General features: G+C 64.4%; 31 protein-coding genes. 19 read left to right on the forward strand and 12 right to left on the reverse strand.

The annotated features are described in order from the left end of the window. Positions 1-10: 10 nt before the first annotated feature. Positions 11-268: a DUF2171 domain-containing protein gene (locus tag ABID37_RS03345; RefSeq protein ID WP_354192638.1), complete on the reverse strand. Its 258-nt coding sequence runs from the start codon at positions 266-268 to the stop codon at positions 11-13. 79 nt (positions 269-347) lie between these two features. Between ABID37_RS03345 and ABID37_RS03350 the strand changes: the two genes are divergently transcribed. Beyond that, positions 348-1,088 carry a DUF2259 domain-containing protein gene (locus ABID37_RS03350; RefSeq protein ID WP_354192639.1) on the forward strand — a complete coding sequence of 247 codons (741 nt, stop codon included), beginning with the start codon at positions 348-350 and terminating at the stop codon, positions 1,086-1,088. A 107-nt stretch (positions 1,089-1,195) separates the two neighbouring features. Then, positions 1,196-2,503, forward strand: coding sequence for an adenylosuccinate lyase (gene purB, locus ABID37_RS03355; RefSeq protein WP_354192640.1), 1,308 nt, complete (start codon positions 1,196-1,198; stop codon positions 2,501-2,503). Positions 2,504-2,528: 25 nt separating this feature from the next. Here the strand turns inward: purB and ABID37_RS03360 are convergent, their stop codons facing one another. After that, positions 2,529-2,849, reverse strand: coding sequence for a putative quinol monooxygenase (locus tag ABID37_RS03360; protein ID WP_354192642.1), 321 nt, complete (start codon positions 2,847-2,849; stop codon positions 2,529-2,531). Between the two features lie 304 nt (positions 2,850-3,153). Here ABID37_RS03360 and ABID37_RS03365 point away from each other — a divergent pair, with 304 nt between their 5' ends. Both ABID37_RS03365 and ABID37_RS03370 read left to right on the forward strand, forming a co-directional pair. Then, positions 3,154-3,861: a DNA helicase gene (locus ABID37_RS03365; RefSeq protein WP_354192643.1), complete on the forward strand. Its 708-nt coding sequence runs from the start codon at positions 3,154-3,156 to the stop codon at positions 3,859-3,861. 67 nt (positions 3,862-3,928) lie between these two features. Then, complete coding sequence (locus ABID37_RS03370; RefSeq protein WP_354192644.1) at positions 3,929-4,561, forward strand: LysE family translocator; 633 nt, start codon at positions 3,929-3,931, stop codon at positions 4,559-4,561. Between the two features lie 51 nt (positions 4,562-4,612). On the opposite strand, the gene ABID37_RS03375 is transcribed toward ABID37_RS03370, so the two are convergent. Continuing rightward, the gene (locus ABID37_RS03375) at positions 4,613-5,428 is read right to left on the reverse strand and encodes a VOC family protein (RefSeq protein WP_354192645.1); all 816 of its coding nucleotides are present in this window, start codon (positions 5,426-5,428) and stop codon (positions 4,613-4,615) included. Between the two features lie 241 nt (positions 5,429-5,669). Between ABID37_RS03375 and ABID37_RS03380 the strand changes: the two genes are divergently transcribed. After that, the gene (locus ABID37_RS03380) at positions 5,670-6,218 is read left to right on the forward strand and encodes an RBBP9/YdeN family alpha/beta hydrolase (RefSeq protein WP_354192646.1); all 549 of its coding nucleotides are present in this window, start codon (positions 5,670-5,672) and stop codon (positions 6,216-6,218) included. Between the two features lie 13 nt (positions 6,219-6,231). Here ABID37_RS03380 and ABID37_RS03385 read toward each other — a convergent pair whose 3' ends face one another. Both ABID37_RS03385 and ABID37_RS03390 read right to left on the reverse strand, forming a co-directional pair. Then, entirely contained in the window at positions 6,232-7,008 is a 777-nt protein-coding gene (locus tag ABID37_RS03385; RefSeq protein ID WP_354192647.1) for an HpcH/HpaI aldolase family protein, read from the reverse strand. Positions 7,009-7,261: 253 nt separating this feature from the next. Beyond that, entirely contained in the window at positions 7,262-7,582 is a 321-nt protein-coding gene (locus ABID37_RS03390) for a DUF1476 domain-containing protein (RefSeq protein WP_354192649.1), read from the reverse strand. Positions 7,583-7,860: 278 nt separating this feature from the next. On the opposite strand from ABID37_RS03390, the gene purC reads away from it, so the two are divergent. The 7 genes from purC (at position 7,861) to ABID37_RS03425 (ending at position 13,283) form a co-directional block, all read left to right on the forward strand. Continuing rightward, the gene (gene purC / locus ABID37_RS03395; protein ID WP_354192650.1) at positions 7,861-8,655 is read left to right on the forward strand and encodes a phosphoribosylaminoimidazolesuccinocarboxamide synthase; all 795 of its coding nucleotides are present in this window, start codon (positions 7,861-7,863) and stop codon (positions 8,653-8,655) included. A gap of 25 nt (positions 8,656-8,680) precedes the next feature. Beyond that, positions 8,681-8,923 carry a phosphoribosylformylglycinamidine synthase subunit PurS gene (gene purS / locus ABID37_RS03400; RefSeq protein WP_354192652.1) on the forward strand — a complete coding sequence of 81 codons (243 nt, stop codon included), beginning with the start codon at positions 8,681-8,683 and terminating at the stop codon, positions 8,921-8,923. A gap of 1 nt (position 8,924) precedes the next feature. Further along, the gene (gene purQ / locus ABID37_RS03405) at positions 8,925-9,593 is read left to right on the forward strand and encodes a phosphoribosylformylglycinamidine synthase subunit PurQ (RefSeq protein ID WP_354192654.1); all 669 of its coding nucleotides are present in this window, start codon (positions 8,925-8,927) and stop codon (positions 9,591-9,593) included. A gap of 87 nt (positions 9,594-9,680) precedes the next feature. Continuing rightward, entirely contained in the window at positions 9,681-10,082 is a 402-nt protein-coding gene (locus tag ABID37_RS03410; RefSeq protein ID WP_354192656.1) for a hypothetical protein, read from the forward strand. A 65-nt stretch (positions 10,083-10,147) separates the two neighbouring features. Further along, positions 10,148-10,729: a hypothetical protein gene (locus ABID37_RS03415; RefSeq protein ID WP_354192657.1), complete on the forward strand. Its 582-nt coding sequence runs from the start codon at positions 10,148-10,150 to the stop codon at positions 10,727-10,729. 84 nt (positions 10,730-10,813) lie between these two features. Beyond that, positions 10,814-13,036, forward strand: a complete 2,223-nt coding sequence (purL, locus tag ABID37_RS03420) for a phosphoribosylformylglycinamidine synthase subunit PurL (RefSeq protein WP_354192658.1) — start codon at positions 10,814-10,816, stop codon at positions 13,034-13,036. A 13-nt stretch (positions 13,037-13,049) separates the two neighbouring features. Next, positions 13,050-13,283 carry a BolA family protein gene (locus ABID37_RS03425; protein WP_354192660.1) on the forward strand — a complete coding sequence of 78 codons (234 nt, stop codon included), beginning with the start codon at positions 13,050-13,052 and terminating at the stop codon, positions 13,281-13,283. Positions 13,284-13,286: 3 nt separating this feature from the next. On the opposite strand, the gene ABID37_RS03430 is transcribed toward ABID37_RS03425, so the two are convergent. Continuing rightward, positions 13,287-13,988 (reverse strand): phosphodiester glycosidase family protein, encoded by a 702-nt coding sequence (locus ABID37_RS03430; protein ID WP_354192661.1) that lies wholly within the window; start codon positions 13,986-13,988, stop codon positions 13,287-13,289. 240 nt (positions 13,989-14,228) lie between these two features. Between ABID37_RS03430 and grxD the strand changes: the two genes are divergently transcribed. Both grxD and ABID37_RS03440 read left to right on the forward strand, forming a co-directional pair. Further along, the gene (gene grxD, locus ABID37_RS03435) at positions 14,229-14,564 is read left to right on the forward strand and encodes a Grx4 family monothiol glutaredoxin (RefSeq protein ID WP_354192662.1); all 336 of its coding nucleotides are present in this window, start codon (positions 14,229-14,231) and stop codon (positions 14,562-14,564) included. A gap of 255 nt (positions 14,565-14,819) precedes the next feature. After that, entirely contained in the window at positions 14,820-16,019 is a 1,200-nt protein-coding gene (locus tag ABID37_RS03440; RefSeq protein ID WP_354193043.1) for a multidrug effflux MFS transporter, read from the forward strand. Positions 16,020-16,027: 8 nt separating this feature from the next. Here the strand turns inward: ABID37_RS03440 and ttcA are convergent, their stop codons facing one another. The 3 genes from ttcA to ABID37_RS03455 all read right to left on the reverse strand — a co-directional run bounded on the left by ttcA (position 16,028) and on the right by ABID37_RS03455 (position 18,336). After that, positions 16,028-16,885 carry a tRNA 2-thiocytidine(32) synthetase TtcA gene (gene ttcA / locus ABID37_RS03445; protein ID WP_435521527.1) on the reverse strand — a complete coding sequence of 286 codons (858 nt, stop codon included), beginning with the start codon at positions 16,883-16,885 and terminating at the stop codon, positions 16,028-16,030. A 153-nt stretch (positions 16,886-17,038) separates the two neighbouring features. After that, positions 17,039-17,656, reverse strand: a complete 618-nt coding sequence (rpsD, locus tag ABID37_RS03450; RefSeq protein ID WP_354192664.1) for a 30S ribosomal protein S4 — start codon at positions 17,654-17,656, stop codon at positions 17,039-17,041. A gap of 230 nt (positions 17,657-17,886) precedes the next feature. Further along, positions 17,887-18,336: a winged helix-turn-helix transcriptional regulator gene (locus ABID37_RS03455; protein ID WP_354192665.1), complete on the reverse strand. Its 450-nt coding sequence runs from the start codon at positions 18,334-18,336 to the stop codon at positions 17,887-17,889. A 143-nt stretch (positions 18,337-18,479) separates the two neighbouring features. Here ABID37_RS03455 and ABID37_RS03460 point away from each other — a divergent pair, with 143 nt between their 5' ends. Beyond that, positions 18,480-19,118, forward strand: coding sequence for an NAD(P)-dependent oxidoreductase (locus ABID37_RS03460; protein ID WP_354192667.1), 639 nt, complete (start codon positions 18,480-18,482; stop codon positions 19,116-19,118). Positions 19,119-19,121: 3 nt separating this feature from the next. Here ABID37_RS03460 and ABID37_RS03465 read toward each other — a convergent pair whose 3' ends face one another. Genes ABID37_RS03465 through ABID37_RS03475 form a run of 3 tightly spaced genes read right to left on the reverse strand, consistent with a single transcriptional unit; the run spans position 19,122 to position 21,029 of the window. Continuing rightward, the gene (locus ABID37_RS03465) at positions 19,122-19,310 is read right to left on the reverse strand and encodes a DUF3008 family protein (RefSeq protein ID WP_354192668.1); all 189 of its coding nucleotides are present in this window, start codon (positions 19,308-19,310) and stop codon (positions 19,122-19,124) included. A gap of 47 nt (positions 19,311-19,357) precedes the next feature. Continuing rightward, positions 19,358-20,158: a glutamate racemase gene (murI, locus tag ABID37_RS03470; protein WP_354192669.1), complete on the reverse strand. Its 801-nt coding sequence runs from the start codon at positions 20,156-20,158 to the stop codon at positions 19,358-19,360. Then, positions 20,151-21,029 (reverse strand): RNA methyltransferase, encoded by an 879-nt coding sequence (locus ABID37_RS03475; protein WP_354192671.1) that lies wholly within the window; start codon positions 21,027-21,029, stop codon positions 20,151-20,153. Before ABID37_RS03475 ends, murI begins: the two co-directional genes overlap by 8 nt. A 150-nt stretch (positions 21,030-21,179) precedes the next feature. Here ABID37_RS03475 and ABID37_RS03480 point away from each other — a divergent pair, with 150 nt between their 5' ends. The 4 genes from ABID37_RS03480 to ABID37_RS03495 all read left to right on the forward strand — a co-directional run bounded on the left by ABID37_RS03480 (position 21,180) and on the right by ABID37_RS03495 (position 25,005). Beyond that, on the forward strand, positions 21,180-21,716 hold the full coding sequence (locus ABID37_RS03480) for an AAA family ATPase (protein ID WP_354193044.1): 537 nt from the start codon (positions 21,180-21,182) through the stop codon (positions 21,714-21,716). Positions 21,717-21,863: 147 nt separating this feature from the next. Next, positions 21,864-23,075, forward strand: coding sequence for an NADP-dependent isocitrate dehydrogenase (locus tag ABID37_RS03485; RefSeq protein WP_354192672.1), 1,212 nt, complete (start codon positions 21,864-21,866; stop codon positions 23,073-23,075). A 321-nt stretch (positions 23,076-23,396) separates the two neighbouring features. Continuing rightward, positions 23,397-24,083: an aquaporin Z gene (gene aqpZ, locus ABID37_RS03490; RefSeq protein ID WP_354192673.1), complete on the forward strand. Its 687-nt coding sequence runs from the start codon at positions 23,397-23,399 to the stop codon at positions 24,081-24,083. 193 nt (positions 24,084-24,276) lie between these two features. Continuing rightward, the gene (locus tag ABID37_RS03495) at positions 24,277-25,005 is read left to right on the forward strand and encodes a class I SAM-dependent methyltransferase (protein ID WP_354192675.1); all 729 of its coding nucleotides are present in this window, start codon (positions 24,277-24,279) and stop codon (positions 25,003-25,005) included. Positions 25,006-25,155 lie beyond the last annotated feature (150 nt).

A 25,155-nucleotide genomic window follows, 5' to 3' on the forward strand; every position in this document is an offset into this window, starting at 1 on the left:
CCGGGGCCGGTCAGGTCGGATCGTTCTTTTCTTCCTCGAACAGCTCGGCTGCGACATCGGCGTTCGCCGACAGCCAAACCTTGTCGCTGTCGACTTCCGCGATCAGACTGGTGGGAATGTAGTGGTGATGCCCCCTGTGCGAGCCCTGGCCGCTATCCTTCCTGGTGAGCTTGATGCGGTCGCCTTCGATGCGGTCGACGGTGCCGATATGCACGCCGTCGGCGCCGACCAATTCCATGTGCTCGCGAATCTTCGATGTATCGGCCATGATCGTTCTCCGTTGATTTCCGTGCCACAACGGTTGAACTGGTAATTGGATGCATCGGATTGAAGGGATAGCCACCATCATGACCCCGGCCAAAAACAGAAGCTTTCTCTTCCTTGCCGCGTTCACGGTTTTGACGGCGGCCAGCGGCGCGGCAAAGGCCGGCGACGTGGCGGAACTGGACATACTCGGCTTCAGCCAGGACGGCGGCATTTTCGCCTTCGAGGAATTCGGCGTCCAGGACGGGTCGGGCTTTCCCTACGCCAACCGCTATTACGTCGACACGGCGACCGACAGCTATGTGCAGGGCACGCCGATCCGCGTGCGTATCGATGACGAGGCCGCCGGTTTGCAGGCCGCCCGCGACAAGGCCCGCGAACAGGGCGAAGCCATCGTCAAGCAATCGGAACTCGCCGCCAATCGCGGCTACACCGCCGGCAGCAACGCGGTGACGGAGCTTTCGGCCGATCCGCTGCGCATGGCGGTCAACCCGCGCCCGGTTTTCCCGGCCATCGACAAGCCGCTCGAGTTCCGGCTGGAAATCCTGCCTTTCGGCGAGGCGGAACAATGCCACGGCATGGGTGAAGCCAGCGGCTTCCGGCTGCTGCGCATCGACGCCACCGACGGCGGCATGACGCAACTCGTGCATGAGGACAAATCCGTGCCGCAAAGCCGCGGCTGCCCGACCGGCTATTCGATCGGCGCCATCCAGACCTTTTCCAGCCAAGGCAGCCCCAGCCACTATGCCGTGCTGATCGCCGTTCGGAAGGTCGGCTTCGAGGGGCCGGACCATCGCTGGATGGCGGTGACCGGCAAATTCTGAACCCGGCCACGCAGAGGGACACATCAAAGGCCGCATCGCGCGTTGAGGATTCACGCTTGCTCTGTTAGGAGGCAGGCGACTTCCCCGATAAAGCTGAGGGCTTCAAGATGATCCCGCGTTATTCCCGGCCGGAAATGGTCGCCATCTGGTCTCCGGAGACCCGCTTCCGCATCTGGTTCGAGATCGAGGCCTATGCCTGCGACGCGCTGGCCGAACTGGGCGTGATCCCCAAGGAAGCTGCGAAAACGATCTGGGAAAAGGGCGGCGCGGCGAAGTTCGACGTCGAGCGCATCGACGAGATCGAGCGCGTCACCAAGCATGACGTCATCGCCTTCCTCACCCATCTGGCCGAGTTCGTCGGCCCGGATTCGCGCTTCATCCATCAGGGCATGACCTCCTCGGACGTGCTGGACACCTGCCTTGCCGTCCAGCTCACCCGCGCTTCCGATATCCTTCTGGCCGACATCGACGCGCTGCTGGCAGCCCTCAAGCGCCGCGCCTTCGAGCACAAGGACACCGTCACCATCGGCCGCAGCCACGGCATCCATGCCGAGCCCACCACCTTCGGCGTCAAGCTGGCCGAGGCCTACGCCGAGTTCAGCCGCTGCCGCGAGCGACTGGTGCATGCGCGCGAGGACATCGCCACCTGCGCCATTTCCGGCGCGGTCGGCACCTTCGCCAACATCGACCCCTATGTGGAAGAGCATGTGGCCAAGAAGCTCGGCCTCAAGCCCGAGCCGGTGTCCACGCAGGTCATCCCGCGCGACCGCCACGCCATGTTCTTCGCCACGCTGGCCGTCATCGCCTCCTCGATAGAGCGCCTCTCGATCGAGATCCGCCACCTTCAGCGCACGGAAGTGCTGGAGGCGGAGGAATATTTCTCGCCGGGCCAGAAGGGCTCGTCGGCCATGCCGCACAAGCGCAACCCGGTGCTGACCGAGAACCTCACCGGCCTTGCCCGCATGGTGCGTTCCTACGCCTTCCCGGCCATGGAGAACGTGGCGCTGTGGCACGAGCGCGACATCTCGCACTCCTCGGTGGAGCGCATGATCGGCCCCGACGCCACCGTGACGCTCGACTTCGCGCTGGCGCGGCTCACCGGCGTCATCGACAAGCTGCTCGTCTATCCCGAGAACATGGAGAAGAACCTCAACAAGTTCCGCGGGCTGGTGCATTCGCAGCGCGTGCTTCTGGCGCTGACGCAGGCCGGCGTGTCGCGCGAGGACGCCTACCGCCTCGTGCAGCGCAACGCCATGAAGGTGTGGGAACAGGGCAAGGACTTCCTCGAGGAGCTGCTGGCCGACCCGGAAGTGACGGCCGCCCTTTCCGAAGCCGAAATCCGCGAGAAATTCGACCTCGGCTACCACACCAAGCATGTGGACACGATCTTCAAGCGGGTGTTCGGCGAAAGCTGAGACAGGGCCGCCTCCGCCGGCAGGCTCACTCCCGGGCGGGAGTTCCCCGCTCGGCATCATGCGTGAAGGGGTCCATCAGGATAACGGTCCCCTTCCTGCGCTGGTGACGATTGATAAGAGGCACCAGGCGGGTGAAATGCCCGGTTCGGCAATGCGCATCGAGTGCGGCGCGATCCGGCCATTCTTCGATGAACACGAAGTGGCCGAGATCCTTCCGGTCTGTAAACAGATCGTAGGCGATGCACTGCGGCTCCTGCCGTGTCTTTTCCACCAGTTCCGCATAAAGCGGCATGACGATGCCGATGCATTCGGGCTTGATGAAGTCCTCGGCGATGACCTTGAGCATGGCGCAACCCCCTGCATGGAAACGGACCCGAACCTGAGTGTTCGATTCCATCCCATCTAGCAAATGCCACGTTCAGGATATGTCAGGAGTGTCGGCATCCGGCGGCACGAATTCGCCCGCATCCGCCAATGCGCTTGTCACGACTCGCCGCTGCAGCTAGTTTCCACGGAATAGGCTTGGCCCGCGCCTCCCCCCTCCAATCGGGGAAGTATCGTACATACGGGGTGACCAGATCATCGAACCATCTGTTCGGGCGTTCGCATAAGGAGGGATTGCGTTTCAGGCTCGCAATGGAGGTTCCTCGATGAGACTTTCGGCCCCTGTCCATCAACTGAAACGTCGTGCCAGGCTGGCGGCACGGAACGAGAAAATCGCCCTGCACGCGGCGTTGGACCGCATCGCGCGCGGCGAAGGCTTCGCAAGCTGGAGCCTGCTCGCCTCTCAATCCGCCGTGAACTCGCCGTCGAAAGCGGTGTTGTCGGGACTTGCCGACGGAGAGCTGTTCCTGCTGGGCGCCCGCCCCGGCCATGGCAAGACCTTGCTGGGGCTCCAGCTTCTGCTCGATGCGGCGCGGGAAGGCAGAAAAGCGGTATTCTTCACCCTGGAATATACCGAGCCGGAAACCCTGGCCCGCATCCGCTCGCTGGACGCAAACAGCCACGCCGACAAGCTGGAAATCGTGGCTTCCGACGAAATCAGCGCCGATTACGTGATCCGATATCTTTCCGGTTCGGCGCGGGGAACGGTCGCCATCGTCGACTATCTGCAAATCCTCGACCAGCAGCGAAGCAAGCCGGCGCTTGACGACCAGTTGCTCGCCCTTCGGGATTTTGCACGCGCAACCGGCGTGGTGCTGGGGTTCATCGCGCAGATCGACCGGTCGTTCGACCCGGAAGACAGGTCCGTGCCGGACCTGCGGGACATTCGCCTGCCCAATCCCGTCGATCTACGGTTCTTCACCAGAGCCTGCTTCCTGCACAATGGCGAGGTCCGGCTGCAAGATGTGGCGTGATCTATCCGCCTGCCGGAATGTGCGGTAAGCATTTCGGCAGGCACCATTCCGATGCCGGAGAACCCCGATGCCCGATCTGAACAACCTTCTGGCGTTCGCGCTGATCGCGCTCGGCATGGTACTGACGCCGGGGCCGAACATGGTCTATCTCGTGTCGCGCTCGATCTGCCAGGGGCGCGTGGCCGGGCTCATCTCGCTCGGCGGCGTGGCGCTCGGCTTCGTGTTCTACATGCTGTGCGCGGCGTTCGGCATCACCGCGCTGCTGATGGCCGTGCCCTTTGCCTATGACGCGATCCGGCTTGCCGGGGCCGTCTATCTTCTGTGGCTTGCCTGGCAAGCCGTCCGCCCCGGAGGCCGGTCTGCGTTCCAGGTCAGGGACCTGCCGCAGGACAGCCCCCGCAAGCTCTTCCTCATGGGGTTCGTGACCAACCTTCTCAATCCCAAGATCGCGGTCATGTATCTGTCGCTGCTGCCGCAGTTCATCGATCCGTCGCACGGAAACGTGCTTGCGCAGGCTCTCGTCCTCGGCACGACGCAGATCGCCATCAGCGTTTTCGTCAACGCCCTGATTGCCATATCGGCCGGGACGATCGCTCTCTTCCTCGTCCGCCGCCCATCCTTTGCCGTTCTCCAGCGCTGGGTCATGGGAACGGTGCTGGCAACGCTCGCCGTAAGGATGGCGACCGAAGCGCGGCGCTGACCTAGCTTGCGATCGCGAAGGGCCAAGCCTCGCGGCCACAAATTCTCGTGACTATGCCGCCTTGCCGGGCACGGTCCGGATGACCGTGCCCCAGGGGTCCTCGCGGCTGGTCTCGGCGGAAGCCTCGGCCGAGCGCATCTCCACCCAGGACAGGCCGCTGCGGCCGGGGTCGCGCCGGCCGGCACCGGGGCTCTGCCAGATATTGCCGGCGATGTGGTGGTGATAGCCGCCGGACGACAGGAAGACGGCCTTGTCGCCATATCGGGCAACCGTGTCGAAACCGAATTCCCGGTGCCACCAGTCTTCCGCCTGCGCCGGATCGCCGACGCGCAGATGCACATGGCCGACCACCGTGTTCTCCGGCATGCCCTGCCATCCGGCATCGCCCGCCGGCACGGAGCCGACAACGCTCTCGATGTCCATGCGCGCGGTCGCCATCTCCACCTCGCCGTCGTGCCACTTCCAGCCGTCGTGCGGGCGGTCGGCATAGATTTCGATGCCGTTGCCTTCCGGATCGGTGAGGTAGAGCGCTTCCGAAACGATGTGGTCGGACGCGCCGTCGATCCTGATCCTGTCGGCGACGGCATGGGTGATCCAGCAGCCGAGATCGGCCCGCGCCGGCAGGAGGAAGGCCGTGTGGAACAGGCCGGCCGAGCGCGGATCGTCCGGCTTGGCGGCCTTGTCCGATTCGATCACCAGCAGCGGCCGGCTGCCGGCGCCGAGCGTGATGGTTTCGCCGTCGCGCGACAATTCGGTCAGGCCGACGATGCTGCGGTAGTAGCCGGCGAGCGCCTCGGCATCGCGGGCGCGCAGACCGACGCGCGCCACGCTGGTCGGCGTCGTCGCGGCAAAGGGCAGTCCACTCATCCTGGTCTCCGTTGTGGACGTCTGCGCCCAGCCGGTGCCTGCCGCAAACGGCAGGACGCAGGCGGCGCCGACAAGGTTGCGTCGTGTTAGCTTCAAGCGAACCTCCGGCACGATCGTTCCCTGCAAATATCGGCCAATGTCTTTGTTCATACAATATTACAAACAAAGAACATATCGTTCATCAATATAAAACAATGGCCAGGCTGTTGCAGGACCGGGTCCCGCTCGCTACATGCGGGCCATGAAGGTCAAGGACGCAGACATACTCATCGTGCCCGGCTACACCAATTCGGGCCCGGATCACTGGCAGAGCCGCTGGCAGGCCAAGCTTTCGACCGCGCGCCGCGTCGAACAGGCGGAATGGTCGAAGCCGGTGCGCGAGGACTGGATCGCCACGGTCGCCAAGGCGGTGAACGAGGCGGAAAGGCCGGTCGTCATCATCGCCCATTCGCTCGGCGTGCCGAGCGTCGTGCAGGCGCTGCCGCATTTCCAGCGGCCGGTTGCCGGTGCGTTCTTCGTGGCCGCGCCGGATGTGGCCAATCCGGATATCAGGCCGAAGCACCTGATGACCTTCGGCCCCTACCCGCGCGATCCCCTGCCCTTCCCGTCGATCACGGTGGCGAGCCGCAACGACCCGTACTGCGCCTTCGAAGTGGCCGAGGACATCGCTTCGGCCTGGGGCTCGCTGTTCGTCGATGCTGGCGAATCCGGCCACATCAATTCCGAATCCGGCCACGGGCCGTGGCCGGAAGGCTCCTTCACCTTCGCCCATTTCATGAGCCGCCTGTAGGGTCGCCGGAAGCCTATTCGGCGCCGATCGAAGCCTTGAGGCTCGACACCAGTCCGGCAGCGCCCGATGCGATAAGCTGGTGCTCGGACCCGGTGGCGAGCAGCCGGTAGCCCATGCCCACGAAACGGCCTGCAATGGCGGGATCGGTGACGTAGATGCCGGCATGCTTGCCCGCCGCCCGCGCCCGCTTGGCGATCGAGGCGACAGTCTCCATCATCGCCTCCAGCGTCGAATCGACCTGCTGCCCTTCGGTCCAGGCAATCGAGAAGTCGCCCGGCCCGAGGAAAATGGCGTCGATGCCCGGCACGGCCAGGATGTCGTCAAGCGTCTCCAGGGCGGCGCGGGTCTCGATCATGGCGAAGGCCAAGGTGCGTTCGTTGCTGGTGCGCAGCCATTCCTGATGGTCGCCCTTGCCACGGCGGGGGAAGGCGTAGGTCGGACCCCATGAGCGCTGGCCGACTGGCGGATATTTCATCGCCACGGCAAAGGCCTGCGCCTCGGCCCCAGAATTGATCATCGGCGCGATGACCGCCTCGGCCCCGAAATCCAGCGCCCGGCTGGCCATGTCGAAGCGCCCGACCGGCACGCGCACCAGCGCCGGCTTGCCCCTCGCCAGCACCGGCGCGAGGCAGCGCAGGACACTGTCCTCATTGTGGCCGCCATGCTGCATGTCGAGCGTGACGGCATCGAAGCCCTGTGCCGCCAGGATCTCGACGGTGAGCGCCTCCGGCACGCCGGACCAGCACGTAAGCACCACCTCGTCAGCGGCGAGACGTTCCCTGAGCGACATGAGGCCTCCTCATCATTCGATTCCGGCAAGGACAGGAACCGATTGTATTGAAAACAAAAAAAACCGCCCGGCATTGCCGGGCGGCCGATACGGTTTCAGGCAAGTTGGCCAAGTGCGGCGACATGCTGTGCCTCGCCCATGCCGTCCGCCGCTAGAGCATTTCCACTTTTCTCCGAACCGCGGAAACGCTCTAGCTTTTTGTTTTGACGCAGTTCCGAACCCAAAACCGCTTCGCACTTTTGCTGCAATTGCTTTAGCCGTTCTTGACCTGCTCGGCGGCGGTGGCCAGCAGTTCTTCCATGGTGCGGCGGATCTGATGGTCGGACTGCTCGACGCCGGCCGTATCGAAATCCTTGCGCACCTTGCGGAACACGTCGTGGTCGCCTGCTTCCTCGAAGTCGGACTTCACCACTTCCTGGGCATAGGCTTCGGCGTCAGCCCCGCTCTTGCCGAGCTTTTCGGCGGCCCAGAGGCCGAGCAGCTTGTTGCGGCGGACAATCGCCTTGAACCTCTGTTCCTCGTCCAGCGCGAATTTGCGCTCGAAGCTCTCCTGCCGGTCCTTCATGTTGGTCATGGCGTTACCCTCCGGGTGCAAGCGATTCGAATTGCCCATGAATATGGAATGCGAACGCACAAACCAAAAGGGCAGGACACGGTCAATATGTGTTGTTGCGTGCCGCAACGACATATCGCACTCCGCAACATCCACCGAAAGCGGTGCATGGCGGCGATTCCAATTGAGGAAACGGTTCGTTTGCGCTAGAGACCCGGCTGAGCCCATGGTTGCCGCGACGAGCGGCCTGAAAAGGGACGGCCGACGGGCCTGTCCTTCGAACCAGAGAAAACACCGATATGAAGTCACGCCGCCGCATCTATGAAGGCAAGGCCAAGATCCTCTATGAAGGACCCGAGCCGGGCACCCTGATCCAGTTCTTCAAGGATGACGCCACCGCCTTCAACAAGAAGAAGCACGAAGTGGTGGACGGCAAGGGCGTGCTCAACAACCGCATTTCCGAGCACATCTTCACCCATCTCAACCGGATGGGCATTCCGACCCATTTCATCCGCCGTCTGAACATGCGCGAGCAGCTCATAAAGGAAGTGGAGATCATCCCGCTCGAGGTGGTGGTGCGCAACGTCGCCGCCGGCTCGCTGGCCAAGCGCCTCGGCATAGAGGAAGGCACCGTGCTGCCGCGCTCGATCATCGAATTCTACTACAAGGCCGACGCGCTGGACGACCCGATGGTGTCGGAAGAGCACATCACCGCCTTCGGCTGGGCGAGCCCGCAGGAAATCGACGACATCATGGCGCTGGCCATCCGCGTCAACGACTTCCTCTCCGGCCTGTTCCTCGGCGTCGGCATCCAGCTCGTCGACTTCAAGATGGAGTGCGGCCGCCTGTTCGAGGGCGACATGATGCGCATCGTCGTCGCCGACGAGATCTCACCGGACTCCTGCCGCCTGTGGGATGTCGCCACGCAGGACAAGCTCGACAAGGACCGGTTCCGCCGCGACATGGGCGGCCTCGTCGAGGCCTATCAGGAAGTGGCGCGCCGCCTCGGCATCATGAACGAGAACGAGCCGCCCCGCCCCACCGGGCCGGTGCTCGTCGCCTCCGGCCTGCCCAAGGGCTCCAAGCCGCATTGACCTTTCCCGACAGGAGCGACCCAGCGTGATCAAGGCCCGCGTTACCGTAACCCTCAAGAACGGCGTGCTCGACCCGCAGGGCAAGGCCATCGAACATGCGCTCGGCGGACTCGGCTTCGACGGCGTCGGCCAGGTGCGGCAGGGCAAGGTGTTCGACATCGAACTGGCCCATGGCGACAAGGCCAGGGCGGAAGCCGACCTCAAGGCCATGTGCGACAAGCTTCTGGCCAACACGGTGATCGAGAACTACGCAGTGGAGATCGCCTGAGGTGAAATCGGCAGTCGTCCTCCTTCCCGGCCTCAATCGCGACCGCGACATGATCGCGGCGCTGACCAAGATCTCCGGCACGCCGCCGGTGACCGTGTGGGAAACCGACACGACGATCCCCGATGTCGACCTCATCGTCATTCCCGGCGGTTTCTCCTATGGCGACTATCTGCGCTGCGGGGCCATTGCGGCGCGCATGCCCGCCCTTCGCGCCGTGGCCGAGAAGGCGGCGCAGGGCGTCATGGTCATCGGCGTGTGCAACGGCTTCCAGATCCTCGTCGAAACCGGCATGCTGCCGGGTGCCCTGATGCGCAACACCTCGCTGAAGTTCGTCTGCCGCGAGGTGAAGCTGGAGGTGGCCAACGCCAACACCGCCTTCACCCGCAACTACCGTCCCGGACAGATCATCCGCTGCCCGGTCGCGCACCACGACGGCAATTACTTCGCCGACGCCGAGACGCTGGCGCGGCTGGAGGGACAGGGCCAGGTCGTGTTCCGCTACGCCGAGGGCACCAACCCCAACGGCTCGATCAACGACATCGCCGGCATCATCAACGACAAGGGCAATGTGCTGGGCCTGATGCCGCACCCGGAAAACCTCATCGAGGCGGCCCATGGCGGCACGGACGGGCGCGCCCTGTTCGAGAGCGCGCTCGGCATAGCCGCATGATGCCAGACCGTCCCGCCCTTGCCCGGCGGGATATCCACTGACAGAGTTTGCAGCTTCGAGACAGGCAGGCGAATGACAGCTATCTCCATGAGCTTCAGGTTTGCGGCCCTTGCGGTTGCCGGTCTTGCCCTCGCCTCCTGCCAGTCCGGCTCCAAGGGCACCTCGCAGCCGGCCGGGAAAAGTGCCGCGCTGCGCACCATGGAGCAGGTGGCGGCCGCCGCGCACAAATGCTGGATCGCCAGTAAGGACCCGGCTTTCCGGCCTTACCAAATGGCCAATGAGCTGAACAATTTCGGCGGCACGCCGCGCTTCCTGCTGGTTCCGGCCAGGCACTATGGCGGCAAGCCGCTGCTGGTGGTTCAGGCAACCGGCAATTCCAGCCGCGTCGACGTGTTCGGGCCGCTGATGGGCGAGGCGCTGGGCGCGCGCATCAGTGCCGACATCACGCGCTGGCAAGGCGGCAATTCGTCCTGTGCCGCCGCGGCATAGCCGACAGGCATTTTTCGCAACGGCCCGGCAGATTTGCCGGCCCCAGAATACCGGCAGGAAGTACAGTGCAGCAGACCATCCGCTATCCCCACCCGCCAACATGGATCGGCTGGGGGATTGCCCTGTCGATCCTTGCGGCAGTGGCGGGATACTGGGCGGAATTCCATACCGATATGGATGGGTTCCTGTTCGTCGAAAACGGCCCGGTGGAGGGCAGCCAGACCGTGGTGCTTTGCCTCGTGGCCCTGGTGTTTGCCGCGCGGGCATGGCGCAGCCGGGGTCCGGTGGCTTTCATCTGCATACCGGTCGCCTATATCCTCCTGCATGCCGCGATGCGCGAGACGCCGCGCTGCGACAGTCCCTTCTATCCCGGCGGCGTGTGCATGACCGCTCCGGCCAAATATACGCTTTCCGCCATCATGACCGCGATCATGGCGGTGCTGCTGTTCATCCGGCGCAAGGACTTCATGGATGCGCTGAAGCCGCGCTGGAGCTTCGTGTTCTGGCCGCTCGGCGTGGCCTTCGTCATCATACTGGTGGCCGAGTTCGCCGAGCACCGGCGCTATGAAGGCATCGAGGAAATGCTGGAAATGCTGGCCTATTGCTACTCGCTTGCCTGTTCGATCTGGATTTACCGACGCACCTGACTTACTGCGGTGCCAATGCTTAACTGAATGCCTCGATCGCTGCCGCGCAGGCGATCCCAGCCCCGAAGCCGAGCCCAGGAACCGATGACCATTCCCAACACCGTGCAGATCACTCCCGAGCTTGTCGCCGCGCATGGGCTGAAGCCGGACGAATATCAGCGCATCCTCGACCTCATCGGGCGCGAGCCGACCTTCACCGAGCTCGGCATCTTCTCGGCCATGTGGAACGAGCATTGCTCCTACAAGTCCTCGAAGAAATGGCTGCGCACCCTGCCGACCAAGGGCGATGTCGTCATCCAGGGGCCCGGCGAGAATGCCGGCGTGGTCGACATCGGCGACGGCGATTGCGTGGTCTTCAAGATGGAGAGCCACAACCACCCCTCCTATATCGAGCCCTATCAGGGCGCGGCGACCGGAGTCGGCGGCATCTTGCGCGACGTGTTCACCATGGGCGCGCGGCCGATCGCGGCCATGAACGCGCTGCGCTTCGGGGAGCCAGACCATCCCAAGACCCGACATCTGGTGGCCGGCGTGGTCTCCGGCGTCGGCGGCTACGGCAATTCCTTCGGCGTGCCAACCGTCGGCGGCGAGGTGAATTTCGACGCCCGCTACAACGGCAACATCCTTGTCAACGCCTTCGCCGCCGGCCTCGCCAGGACGGACGGCATCTTCCTCTCCGAGGCGAAGGGCGTCGGCCTGCCGGTCGTCTATCTCGGTGCCAAGACCGGCCGCGACGGCGTCGGCGGCGCCACCATGGCCTCGGCCGAGTTCGACGATTCCATCGAGGAGAAGCGCCCCACCGTACAGGTGGGCGATCCCTTCACGGAAAAGTGTCTGCTGGAAGCCTGCCTCGAGCTGATGGCGTCGGGGGCGGTCATCGCCATCCAGGATATGGGAGCGGCCGGCCTTACCTGCTCCGCCGTCGAGATGGGCGCCAAGGGCGACCTCGGCATCGAGCTCGACCTCGACAAGGTGCCGGTGCGCGAGGAGCGTATGAGCGCCTATGAGATGATGCTGTCGGAAAGCCAGGAGCGCATGCTCATGGTGCTGCGCCCCGAAAAGGAGAAGGAAGCCGAGGCGATCTTCATCAAATGGGGGCTCGACTTCGCCATCGTCGGCCACACCACGGACGACCTGCGCTTCCGCGTCCTCCATCAGGGTGAGGAAGTCGCCAACCTGCCGATCAAGGATCTGGGCGACCAGGCGCCCGAATATGACCGCCCCTGGGTGGAGCCGGCCAAGCCAGCGCCGCTCGCCGCCAACGACGTGCCGCAGGTCGATATTGGCGACGCTCTGCTGAAGATGCTCGGCGGGCCGGACCTGTCGTCGCGCCGCTGGGTGTGGGAACAGTACGACACCATGATCCAGGGCAATTCGCTGCAACGGCCGGGCGGCGATGCCGGCGTGGTGCGCGTGGAAGGCCATGAGAGCAAGGCGCTCGCCTTCTCCTCGGACGTCACGCCGCGCTATTGCGAGGCCGACCCGTATGAAGGCGGCAAGCAGGCCGTGGCCGAATGCTGGCGCAACCTGACCGCCACCGGCGCGCTGCCGCTGGCGGCCACCGACAACCTCAATTTCGGCAATCCCGAGCGGCCGGAAATCATGGGCCAGCTCGTTCATGCCATCAAGGGCATCGGCGAGGCCTGCCGCGAACTCAACTTCCCCATCGTTTCGGGCAACGTCTCGCTCTACAACGAGACCAACGGCCAGGGCATCCTGCCCACCCCCACAATCGGCGGCGTCGGCCTGCTCGGCGACTGGCAGAAGATGGCGCGCATCGGCTTCGCGGCCGAAGGCCAGCCCATCCTGCTCATCGGCGCACCGGAGAACTGGGGCACGCATCTGGGCCAATCGATCTATCTGCGCGACGTGCATGGCCGCACCGACGGTCCGCCGCCGCCGGTCGACCTCGCCCATGAAAAGCGCGTCGGCGACCATGTGCGCGATCTGATCGCATCCGGCGTCGTCACCGCCTGCCACGACCTTTCCGACGGCGGCCTTGCCGTGGGCCTGGCCGAAATGGCGATGGCTTGCGGCATCGGCGCGACCGTGTCCGCCCCTGCCGGCGACCCGGTCCCGGCCTTCTTCGGCGAGGATCAGGGCCGCTATCTCGTCACCCTCGCGATCCAGCCCGACAGCGCCGAATGGCAGGCGCTGGCCGCCGAACAGGAAAAGCTCGGCATCGCCGTTCACCTCCTCGGCACGACCGGCGGCGCCGAATTGAAACTTGGGCAGGCGCATGCCATATCGGTTGAAGAACTGGTGGCCACGCACGAATCGTGGTTCCCGCGCTTCATGGGTACCTGACAGGGAAAACGACATGGCAATGGATGCACGCGAGATCGAGAGGCTGATCAAGGAAGGCATTCCTGACGCCCAGGTCACGATCCGCGATCTCGCCGGCGACGGCGACCACTATGCAGCCGAGGTGGTCGCCGAGAGCTTCCGTGGCAAGAGCCGCGTCCAGCAGCACCAGATGGTCTACGATGCCCTGAAGGGCAACATGGGCGGCGTGCTGCACGCGCTGGCCCTGCAGACCAGCGCGCCGGACTGAGACTTACTGCTTTCTCTCGAAGACGGTCAGAATCGGCCCGGCCGGATGCTTGCCGCCGATGACGACCTTGCCGTTGCCGGTCAGCGTCGATATGGCGCCGTCGAGGAACAGCGCGTTGCGGCATCCCAGTTCGTCGCGAAACAGCCGGGCGAAACTGCCGAGGCTGACCGGTTTGCGCGAAACGGCAAGCACGGTGCGGCCTTTGCCGTCGATGCCGACACCGTTGCGGATGTGGCGCGATGCGCCATCCGGTTCGAAACGCGGGTGGATTTCACCGTCGATGACCAGCATGGGGCCGGACTGCGTGGCATAGAGCGCGTCCTGCGCCGCCCGCTCATAGGCCGAAGCTTCCATCACGGTGCCGCGCCCGTCCCGGCCGATCATGAACACGCCGTTGGGCTTCATGAAGAAATTGCCCTCGCCGTCCTCGAGGTTGAGAGGAACCTTCTCGCGCCCGTCCTCCACCAGCAGCCCGACCGGTGTAAGGTCCTTATGGTACATGCCGCCATTCATGGACAGCAGCGTCTGACCGCCCTCCCCGGCCATCGCCGCATCGAAAGCCGCGACCCAGCCGAAGGGCCTGCCGCGCGCATCCGCGTAGGCAACACGCACCTCGTAGGCGGCCGGATCGAGCACGCACACGATATGCACCACACCCTCGAAAGCCACATCGCCGCAAGGGGCCGGCAGGGGAACGGAAGCCACCGGAGGAGGCGCCGGCGGCCTTGCCGGCCGCAACCACCACGCGACCCCCAGGCCAATGGCAAGCAAAGCGACGGTCGCTGCCGCGAGTGACATTTTTCTCATGCTTTCATCGTGTTTTCGGAGATAAGTCCTTCCGCTTCCCGACAAGGCCGGCCGAAGCGGTCTTGTTTCGAAACTCACTCGGGGCTATTTGAATAGCAGGTTTGCGGCCTGACTTCCCCAGGCCCGAAAGGAATGGCCATGAGCGGAATCAGCGATTACATCGACAACGAAGTCAAGAACAGCGACGTAGTCCTGTTCATGAAGGGCACGCCGGGCTTCCCGCAGTGCGGCTTTTCCGGGCAAGTGGTGCAGATTCTCGACTATGTCGGCGTCGACTACAAGGGCATCAACGTGCTCGATTCCAGCGAGCTGCGCCAGGGCATCAAGGACTACTCCAACTGGCCCACTATTCCCCAGCTCTACGTCAAGGGCGAGTTCGTGGGCGGCTGCGACATCGTGCGCGAGATGTTCCAGGCCGGCGAGTTGCAATCCTTCTTCGACGAGAAAGGCATCAAGGTCAAAGGCGCCGCCTGACCTGATTCTTCCTGCGCTGCCACGGTAGCGCCGCATATATCGGACAAAGGCGCTGGTGCCCCCAGCGCCTTTGCTGCTCTTTGAAGTCCCGCGATTCCGGGTGGAGATTGCTCCGTGTTATGCCGGAATCGCCCTGTTTGAAACCATGCGGTTCCCGGCGCGAAGCCACACTGCCGGCTTGCCGGAATCGCCCGTTCTTTTAAAGGTAACCCTATGGACGCCACCGTTAAAACGGTACCGCCCAGGCTGATGGGCATGGGCAAGATGGAGTTCATCGCCATGATGGCGATGCTGATGGCGCTCAATGCGCTCGCCATCGACATCATGCTGCCGGGCTTGCAGGAAATCGGTGCCAGCCTCGGTGTGGAAAGCGAAAACCACCGCCAGTATGTCATTTCCGCCTACCTGCTGGGCTTTGCCATTGCCCAGCTCGCCTACGGCCCCCTTGCCGACCGCTTCGGCCGCCGCGGCCCGATGCTGGTGGGACTGGGCATCTATATCGCGGCGGCCTTTGCCGGGGCGATCGCGCCGACATTCGCCAGCCTGCTGGCGATGCGCGTCCTGCACGGCATCGGCTCGGCAGCCACCCGCGTCATCACCGTATCCATCATCCGCGACGTGTTCGGCGGGCGGCAGATGGCGGAAGCCATGTCCCTGGTGATGATGGTGTTCATGATCGTTCCGGTCATCGCGCCGGGCACCGGACAGGTCATCATGCTGTTCGGCGAATGGCACCTGATCTTCGTGTTCATGGCGTTCGCCGGCATTGCCGTGACGGCGTGGATGGCGCTGCGCCTGCCCGAGACCCTCGATCCTGCCGACAAGCGCCCGTTCAACCTGCGCTCGATCGGCCAGGCTTTCGGCATCGTGCTCGGCAACCGGGTGGCGCTTTGCTACACGCTGGCCAGCACCTTCATCTTCGGTTCGCTGTTCGGCTTCATCAACTCGGCGCAGCAGGTCTATGTCGGCATCTACGGCCTCGGCACCATGTTCCCGGTGGCCTTCGCCGCCGTGGCGGCTTTCATGGCGCTGTCGTCCTACCTGAACTCACGTCTCGTCGGCCGCTTCGGCATGCGCCGGCTCTCGCACACCGCGCTGATCGGCTTCATGACGGTCAGCGGCATCTGGTTCGTCCTGTCGCTGTTCGGCACCATCCCGTTCCCGCTGTTCCTGCTGCTGTTCGCGCTGGCCATGTTCCAATTCGGCCTCATCGGCTCGAACTTCAACGCGCTGGCCATGGAACCGCTCGGTCACGTCGCGGGCACGGCGTCCTCGGTGCTGGGCTTCATGGGCACCGCCGGAGGCGGCACCATCGGCGCCCTGATCGGCCAGGCCTTCAACGGCACCACGACGCCGCTTGCCGCCGGCTTCGTCAGCGTCGCGGCCATGGGCCTGGTGTTCGTTCTGATCGCCGAGCGCGGCAAGCTGTTCCAGCCGCACAACAAGCCGGTCTGATCGCGGGCTTAATGCGGGGCTGAACCGCCGAGGTTCAGCCCCGCAAAGTCGAACAGGCTGCGGTCGAGCAGATGCGAGGGGCGCACATTGGCCAGTGCCCGGATCATCGTGTCCTTGCGGCCGGGCATCTTCTTCTCGACATCGTCGAGCATCGCCTTCATCAGGCTGCGCTGGAGACCGTCCTGACTGCCGCACAGGTCGCAGGGGATGATGGGGAAGCGCATGGCGGCGGCGAATTTCGCCAGATCGGCCTCCGCGCAGAAGCTCAGCGGCCGCAGCACCATCACGTCGCCCTCATCGTTGAGCAGCTTGGGCGGCATGGCGGCAAGGCGGCCGCCATGGAACAGGTTCATGAAGAAGGTCTCCAGGATATCCTCGCGGTGATGGCCCAGCACCAGCGCCGAACAGCCCTCCTCCCGCGCGATGCGGTACAGATGGCCGCGCCGCAGCCGTGAGCAAAGCGAGCAGTAGGTGCTGGTTTCCGGCAGCTTGTCGGTGACGATCGAATAGGTGTCCTGGTATTCGATGCGGTGGGCAATGCCGTTGGCATTGAGGTAATCGGGCAGGATGTGCTTGGGGAAATTCGGCTGCCCCTGGTCGAGATTGCAGGCCAGCAGATCCACCGGCAGCAGGCCGCGCCATTTCAGGTCGAGCAGCAGCGCCAGAAGCCCGTAGGAATCCTTGCCGCCCGACAGCGCCACCAGCCAGCGTTCGCCCGGCTTCACCATGGCGAAATCGTCGATTGCCTGCCGGGCCTGGCGCAGCAGGCGCTTGCGCAGCTTGTTGAACTCCACCGAGGACGGCACCGACGCGAACAGCGGATGGCAGCCGGAACCGGTTTCTGTGTCTTCGGTAAGCGTCGGCATATCCATTGGCCAGCGTGCCTTAAAGTTTTGCGGATGCCCGGATTAGACCATCGGGCGGCCAAGTGAAATCAGGTTTCCGATCCACTTCAAGATTCTTCGCAAAAGAAAAGGCCGCCTCGACGGCGGCCTTTGCATTTCGAAATCGCAGCCGGATCAGCGCGAATAGAACTCGACCACCAGGTTCGGTTCCATCTGCACCGCATAGGGCACGTCCGAGAGGCTCGGAACGCGGGCATAGGTGGCGACCATCTTGTTGTGATCGACTTCGATGTAGTCCGGCACGTCGCGCTCGGCGAGGCCGGCAGCTTCCAGGACGATGGTGAGCTGTTTGGACTTCTCGCGCACCTCGATGACGTCGCCGGCCTTGCAGCGATAGGAGCCGATGTTCACGCGGCGGCCGTTGACGTTGACATGGCCGTGGTTGACGAACTGGCGGGCGGCGAAAATCGTCGGCACGAACTTGGCGCGGTAGACGATGGCGTCGAGGCGCGACTCCAGCAGGCCGATCAGGTTCTCGGAGGTGTCGCCCTTGCGGCGGTTGGCCTCCTCGTAGGTCTTGCGGAACTGCTTCTCGGAAATGTCGCCGTAGTGGCCCTTCAGCTTCTGCTTGGCGCGGAGCTGCAGACCGAAGTCGGACAGCTTGCCCTTGCGGCGCTGGCCGTGCTGGCCGGGGCCGTATTCGCGACGGTTGACCGGGGACTTCGGGCGGCCCCAGATGTTTTCGCCAAGACGGCGGTCAATCTTGTACTTAGCGGATTCGCGCTTGCTCATCGCATTCCCTTTCAAACAAAATACCCGCGGCCCCATGGCCGTGGGGAAGGAAACGCGCCCTCCTCTGGCCTCCGTTTTCGAGACCTGACAGGATCGCCCGCGCAAAGCGGCGGACCATCCACGGGACACGTCAAACGAAACAACCGGGCTTGCGGCCCGGTGCTTCGCGGCTTCCACTAGAGGGATCGGCGCGCCCTGTCAAGCAAAAGCACCCCTTCGCCATGGCATGGTCATTTTCCGGCAGCCGGCTGGCCCCCGTCGAAAGCCGCGCGCGCCGCCCGCAGCGCGGCCCTGTTTTCGGCGGCCCAATCGCCCAGCGCGCCGATCGGCACGGCGATCGAGCGGCCGAGGGCGGTCAGCGCATATTCCACTTCCGGCGGCGTGGTCGGGCGTACGGTGCGGCTCACCAGCCCGTCGCGCTCCAGCGAACGCAGCGTCACCGTCAGCATGCGCTGCGATATGCCCTCGATGGAGCGGCGCAGCGCATTGAAGCGCATCGGGCGCGGCTGGAGATTGATGATGACCAGCAGGCTCCAGGTGTCGCCCACCCGGTCCAGAACCTCGCGGATCGGGCAGCCGCCGCCCTCCTCGGCCTCGAAGCCGGGCGAAGCCTGAAGCAGCGACGCCGGCGCCCCGCCTTCGCTATCAGATGTCGCGGCCTTACCGGCAAGGGCGTTCATGCGGTTCCTCCGAGGTAACCTGCGCACAAAATCATGCGCTCTTTTCCCGATCCTGTATTCGGGCTATCTGGTTACTTATCATAACCTGATTATCAAAAATACCTATTTCGGATTTCCGACCGGCACAGCCAGGGAGACTACTCATGAAAATCGCAATCATCGGCGCGTCCGGTTACGTCGGCAGCGCCGTGCTCAAGGAAGCGGCCTCGCGCGGGCACACGATCACCGCCATCGCCCGCAACGCGGGCAAGATCGCCAGCCAGTCCGGCGTCACGGCCGTCGCCGCGGATGCCACCGACCCCGGCAAGCTGGCCTCGCTGCTTGCCGGCCATGACGTCGCCATATCCACCTTCAACGGCGGTTGGGGCGATCCCGACATCTACGCGAAGCACCTTGCCGGCTCGAAGGCGATCGCCGATGCCGCCAAGGCCGCCGGCGTGCGTCTGATCGTGGTCGGCGGCGCGGGCAGCCTGCTGGCGCCGGACGGCAGCCAGCTCGTGGATTCGCCGCAGTTTCCGGCCGAATACAAAGAGGGCGCATTGGCCGCGCGCGACACGCTGGAAGCGCTTCGAAAGGAAACCGGCCTGCAATGGTCATTCGTGTCGCCGGCCATCAACCTCGTGCCCGGCGAGCGCACCGCCAGGTTCCGGCTCGGAGACGACCATCCTGTGGTGGACGACAAGGGTGAGAGCCGCATTTCGGTGGAGGACCTGGCCGTGGCGCTGCTCGACGAGGCGGAAACGCCGAAGCACACCGGCAAGCGCTTCACGCTGGGATATTGAAGGCTAGTCCTTCGATTTCTTTTCAGGCAGGCCTTTGCGATCGGTCTCGGCGAATTCCTCGAGCTGCTTCTCGCTCATGGATTCGTACATCTCCTTCGAGGCGCCCCGGAGCTTGCTCTTGGGCGTCTCGCCGCGCTTGGCCGAAAGGGCGGCACCGGCGGCCTTCTGCTGGGCTTTGGATTTGGCGGGCATGGGTCTTCTCCTTTGCGGAGAAACGGCCGGCAGGCCCGCATGTTCCGTCAAACCGCGACGGTGAGCCCGAAACCCTGCATCAGCCGGCGCGCGGCAAAGTCCGGCTTTCCCGAGGTGAACACCGCAATGTCCGGCTCGCCACCGTTTGCGGACTCCAACGGGCGCGGGCGGCCATCGACCAGCGACAGCGCCCGCCGTGCGATCGCCTCGGCCGGATCGAGCCAGTCCACCGGCCAGGGCGCGGTCTTGCGCATGCGGTTGGCCAGGAAGGGATAATGGGTGCAGGCCAGCACCACGATGTCGGTGCGCCTGCCCTCCTGCTCCACGAAGCACGGGGCGATCTCGGCCCTCACCTCCTCCTCGTCGACGAAGCCGTCGCGCATATAGACCTCCGCGAGCGAGGCCAGCCGCTCGGACCCGACAAGCCGCACATGGCACTTGCTGGCCCACTGACGAATGAGATCGCGCGTATACTGCCGCTTCACCGTTCCCGGCGTCGCCAGCACCGAAACCAGCCCCGAGCGGGTGCGCTCGGCGGCGGGCTTGATCGCCGGCACGGTGCCGACAAAGGGGTGACCGGGAAAGCGCCGGCGCAAATCGTCGATCACCAGCGTGGAGGCCGTGTTGCAGGCGATGACCGAGATTTCCGGCCGGTAACGCTCCAGAAGGACGGCGAACAGGTCGAGCATATGGGCCCGCAGCGCCGGCTCCTCCCATGCCCCGTAGGGAAAGGCGGCGTCGTCGGCCACATAGACGAAGCGGCGGTCCGGCATCAGCACCCGCGCCTCGCGCAGCACGGTGAGCCCGCCGACCCCGGAATCGAACATCAGGATCGGCTGTTCAGCCATCGTCGGGCTCCTTGCGCTCCTGCCCCGTCCCGGCCTCGTCGTCGCTCGCCGCATGCAGGTCGCGGTCGGCGCGCGCCTTGCGCTCGGGATAGCCGACGCCGCGCGGTTCCTTCGGCGAGAAATAGTCCAGCGAGGCGATCACCCCGCGCAGCACGCGCAGTTCCGGCGCGGCAAAGCCGGCGCGGGTGAGAACCGAGCGCAGATTGTCGACCATCTTCGGCTTCTTTTGCGCCGGACGGAAATAGCCCCGCGCCTCCAGCGCCGCCTCCAGATGGGAGAACAGGCCGAACAGCTCCGCCTTGGTGGCAGGCGGCATGTCCGGACCGGAAAAATTGGTCCGGGTTTCGTCCTCGAGGCCGGACTTCATCCACTCATAGGACATCAGAAGCACGGCCTGCGCGATGTTGAGCGAGGCGAAGCCGGGATCGACCGGGAAGGTCACGATCTCGTCGGCCATGCCCACCTCGTCATTGTTGAGGCCGAAACGTTCGCGCCCGAACAGGATGCCCGTGCGCTGGCCGGCTGCGCAGCGCGCCCGCAGCGCCCTGCCCGCCTCCACCGGCCCCGCCACCTTCTTGAAGCCGTCGCGCGCCCGCGCCGTGGTGGCGAAGACGAAATTGAGGTCGGCGATCGCGGCCGGCAGGTCGTCGAACACCCGCACCGCATCGATGACATGGTCCGCCTTGCTGGCCGCGGCCCGCGCCTTCTCGCTCGGCCAGCCGTCACGCGGATTGACCAGCCGCAATTCGCTGAGGCCGAAATTGGCCATGGCACGCGCCACCATGCCGATATTCTCGCCAAGTTGCGGCTCGACGAGGACGATGACCGGACCGACGACAGGGGAATTGGAAAGGTGCTCTGGGGACGGCATGGGCTTCAATGCATTTCGCTTTGCGGCTTTTTGCTGTCCCTGACACATCCGGCCGCGAAATTGAAGCTCCCCCATGGCCCGGCGACGGGAGATGGCGTCGCTCGGGGCGCGCTTGACCTCCTGCGGAGGCGAGGCGATCATTCCCTCATGATCGATCTTTCCGGACAGCTCCTCATCCTCACCGGCACGCCCGGCGCGGGAAAGACGACGACCGCGCGCAGCCTCGTCGAAAGCTGCGGCCAGCCGGCGGTGCATCTCCATGCCGACGATTTCTGGCACTTCATAAGAAACGGGTCCGTCCCGCCCTACCTGCCGGAAGCACACCGGCAGAACGAAGTGGTGATGAACGCCCTTTGCGCGGCTGCCGAAAGCTATGCCGATGGCGGCTATTTCGTGGTGATCGACGGCATCATAGGCCCATGGTTCCTGCCCGCATTCAACGCCGCCCGCCATCCCCTCCACTATATCGTGCTGCGTCCCGACCTCGACGAGGCGATCAGGCGCTGCCAGTTGCGCGGCGGCGAGACGCTGACCGACCCCATGCCGATCAGCGCCCTGCACAGCCAGTTCTCGCAACTGGACAGGCTGGACAGCCACCGGATCGACACCGCCGGGCTTGGCAGGCAGGAGATCCTGGAAGCCGTACGCAGGGCGCTCACGAGCGGTGAGTTTCGTCTCAATCCATAGAGCGCGGAAAGAGCGCACGCACCGAAAATCAGGCCCCATCAGGAACGCTGTGTTCGTTTGCGCACCTTCGCTTGCTTTGGTATAGGGGCGCATCCCCAACGCCCTACCGTTCCGGCAAGGCATTTTTTTCCAAGACGAGGCAGTTTCATGGCGAAGATCAAGGTGGCGAACCCGGTCGTCGAACTCGACGGCGACGAGATGACCCGCATCATCTGGCAGTTCATCAAAGACAAGCTGATCCACCCCTATCTCGACCTCGACCTCGAATATTACGATCTCGGCATCGAGCACCGCGACGCCACCAACGACCAGGTGACCATCGACGCCGCCAACGCCATCAAGAAGCACGGCGTGGGCGTGAAATGCGCCACCATCACGCCGGATGAGGCGCGCGTCGAGGAATTCAAGCTCAAGAAGATGTGGAAGTCGCCGAACGGCACGATCCGCAACATCCTCGGCGGCACCATCTTCCGCGAGCCGATCATCATGAAGAACGTGCCGCGCCTGGTGCCCGGCTGGACCCAGCCGATCGTCGTCGGCCGCCATGCCTTCGGCGACCAGTATCGCGCCACCGACTTCCGCTTCCCGGGCAAGGGCAAGCTGACCATCAAGTTCGTCGGCGAAGACGGCCAGACCATCGAGCACGAAGTGTTCGACGCGCCCGGCTCCGGCGTCGCCATGGCCATGTACAACCTCGACGAATCGATCCGCGAATTCGCCCGCGCCTCGCTGAACTACGGCCTGCTGCGCAACTATCCGGTCTATCTGTCCACCAAGAACACCATCCTCAAGGCCTATGACGGCCGCTTCAAGGACATCTTCCAGGAGGTCTACGAGCAGGAGTTCGAGGCGCAGTTCAAGGAACGCAAGATCTGGTACGAGCACCGCCTGATCGACGACATGGTCGCCTCCTCGCTTAAGTGGTCCGGCGGCTATGTATGGGCGTGCAAGAACTATGACGGCGACGTGCAGTCCGACACGGTGGCGCAGGGCTTCGGCTCGCTCGGCCTGATGACCTCGGTGCTGATGACGCCGGACGGCAAGACGGTGGAGGCGGAAGCCGCGCACGGCACGGTGACCCGCCACTACCGCCAGCACCAGAAGGGCGAGCAGACTTCGACCAACTCCATCGCCTCCATCTTCGCCTGGACGCGTGGCCTCGCCCACCGCGCCAAGCTGGACGACAACGCCGAACTGAAGCGCTTCGCCGAGACGCTGGAGCGCGTCTGCATCCAGACCGTCGAGAGCGGCTTCATGACCAAGGACCTGTCGCTGCTGATCGGTCCCGACCAGCCGTGGCTGTCGACCACCGGTTTCCTCGACAAGGTCGACGAGAACCTGCAAAAGGCGATGGCCTGACGCCATTTCCGGCCGTCCGTTCCCATGGCACGATGGCCGGCCGATAAATTTTGAGGGCAGCGGCAGCCGCCGCTCGAAAACAGTCAGGGCGGTTTTCCGATACGGAAACCGCCCTTTCTTTTTTGCTGCTCGGCAGTCCCGCGCCCACTCGCAGGGCCCGCTTTCGCCCGGGCACGACTCACGGTAGTCTAAACTCGGCCAGGTTGTGATGCGGGGGACAGCGCACGCAGCCTTGTCTTTTTCGGTGTTCGTTCGAGTATCGGTTTCCAGGTACTCGAAGAACCACCTGTGGCCGATGCTCCCAATTCATGGAGAGGGACCATGCCACAGAAATTGGCAGCCGAATTCTTCGGTACATTCTGGTTGGTGTTTTGCGGGTGCGGATCGGCTGTGATTGCCGCGGCATTTCCCGAAGTCGGCATCGGCCTGCTCGGCGTCGCGCTCGCCTTCGGCCTCACCGTCGTGACCATGGCCTATGCCGTCGGCCGCTTTTCCGGCGGCCACTTCAACCCGGCCGTTTCCGTCGGCATGGCGGTCGGCGGACGGATGCCGGCCAGCGACCTGATCGGCTACATCATCGCGCAGGTGGTCGGCGCCATCGTGGCGGGGGCGGTCCTCTACGTGATCGCCTCGGGCCAGCCGGGCTTTGCCGCGGGCGGCTTCGCCTCCAACGGCTATGGCGAGCTTTCGCCCGGAAAATATCCGCTGCTGTCGGCACTGGTGATCGAAGTGGTGCTCACCGCCTTCTTCATCTTCATCATTCTTGCCACCACCACGGCCAAAGCCTCCCCCGGCTTCGCGCCGCTGGCCATCGGCCTGACGTTGACGCTGATCCATCTGGTGTCGATCCCCGTCACCAACACCTCGGTCAATCCCGCCCGCTCGACCGGCGTTGCCCTGTTCGCCGAAACCGGCGCGCTCGGCCAGCTCTGGCTGTTCTGGGCGGCGCCGATCATCGGCGGCGCCATCGGCGCTGTGATCTGGAAGGCCATCTACGCCGACGAGTAGAAGAAGCGCTCAACGGAACAGGCGGCAGCGCGGCTGCCTGTTCCGGCCTGCACGCCACAACCGGCACCGCTCATATTGCTGATATGCCCGCACCCCCGCAAGCCGGGGATGCGGGCAATTGTGTTATACCTGCCATCAGCCGGGACAGGATCAAGCGTATCCGGATGTTTCGGGAAACCCCATGGAGAGCGGATTGGCACAAAACGTCTACGACAAGCCGGAATTCTTCAAGGGCTATAGCGGGCTGGCGCGCTCCGTCCACGGCCTCGACGGCGCGCCGGAATGGCCCGCCATCCGTGGGTTGCTTCCCGGCCTTGCCGGCAGGCATGTCGTCGATCTGGGGTGTGGCTTCGGCTGGTTCGCGCGCTGGGCGAAAGCACAGGGCGCGGCCTCGGTTCTCGGCATCGACCTGTCCGAAAACATGCTGGCCAGGGCGAGGACCGAGACGACGGACCCGGCAATCCGCTACCAGCGGGCCGATCTGGAAACACTGGACCTGCCGCACGAAGCCTTCGATCTCGCCTATTCCTCGCTGGCGTTCCACTATGTCGAGGATTTCGGGCGGCTGGCCGGGACGATCTTCCGCTCGCTGCGGCCGCAAGCGGGTTTCGTCTTCACCATCGAGCATCCGATCTACATGGCCTCCACCCGGCCGGGATGGCTCTCCGCGCCGGATGGCGGCCGCACCTGGCCGGTCGACCACTACGCCGTGGAAGGCGAGCGGCGCACCGACTGGTTTGCGAAGGACGTGCTGAAATATCACCGCAGGCTGGCGACGACCGTGAACACGCTGATCGACGCCGGCTTCGCGATCCAGCGGCTCGTCGAATGGTCGCCGACGCCAGAGGAACTGGAGAGGCAACCCGACCTTGCCGATGAGATCGAACGGCCGATGATGCTGATCGTCTCCGCCGGAAAATGACCTGAGGCTGGGGTGTTTGGTGCGCGTTGGAGACGGCCGGCAGGCTGTGCCGAATCCCATGGAACTGCGATCGAACGGAAACCGCGCCAGCCACAGAAATTCAGATTGAGATAGTCTTGCCCCTCATCTCCCTGTCGAGGCTCTTTTTCC

The sequence above is a fragment of the Aquamicrobium terrae genome, from assembly GCF_040545735.1.
Classification (GTDB): Bacteria; Pseudomonadota; Alphaproteobacteria; order Rhizobiales; family Rhizobiaceae; genus Mesorhizobium; species Mesorhizobium terrae_A.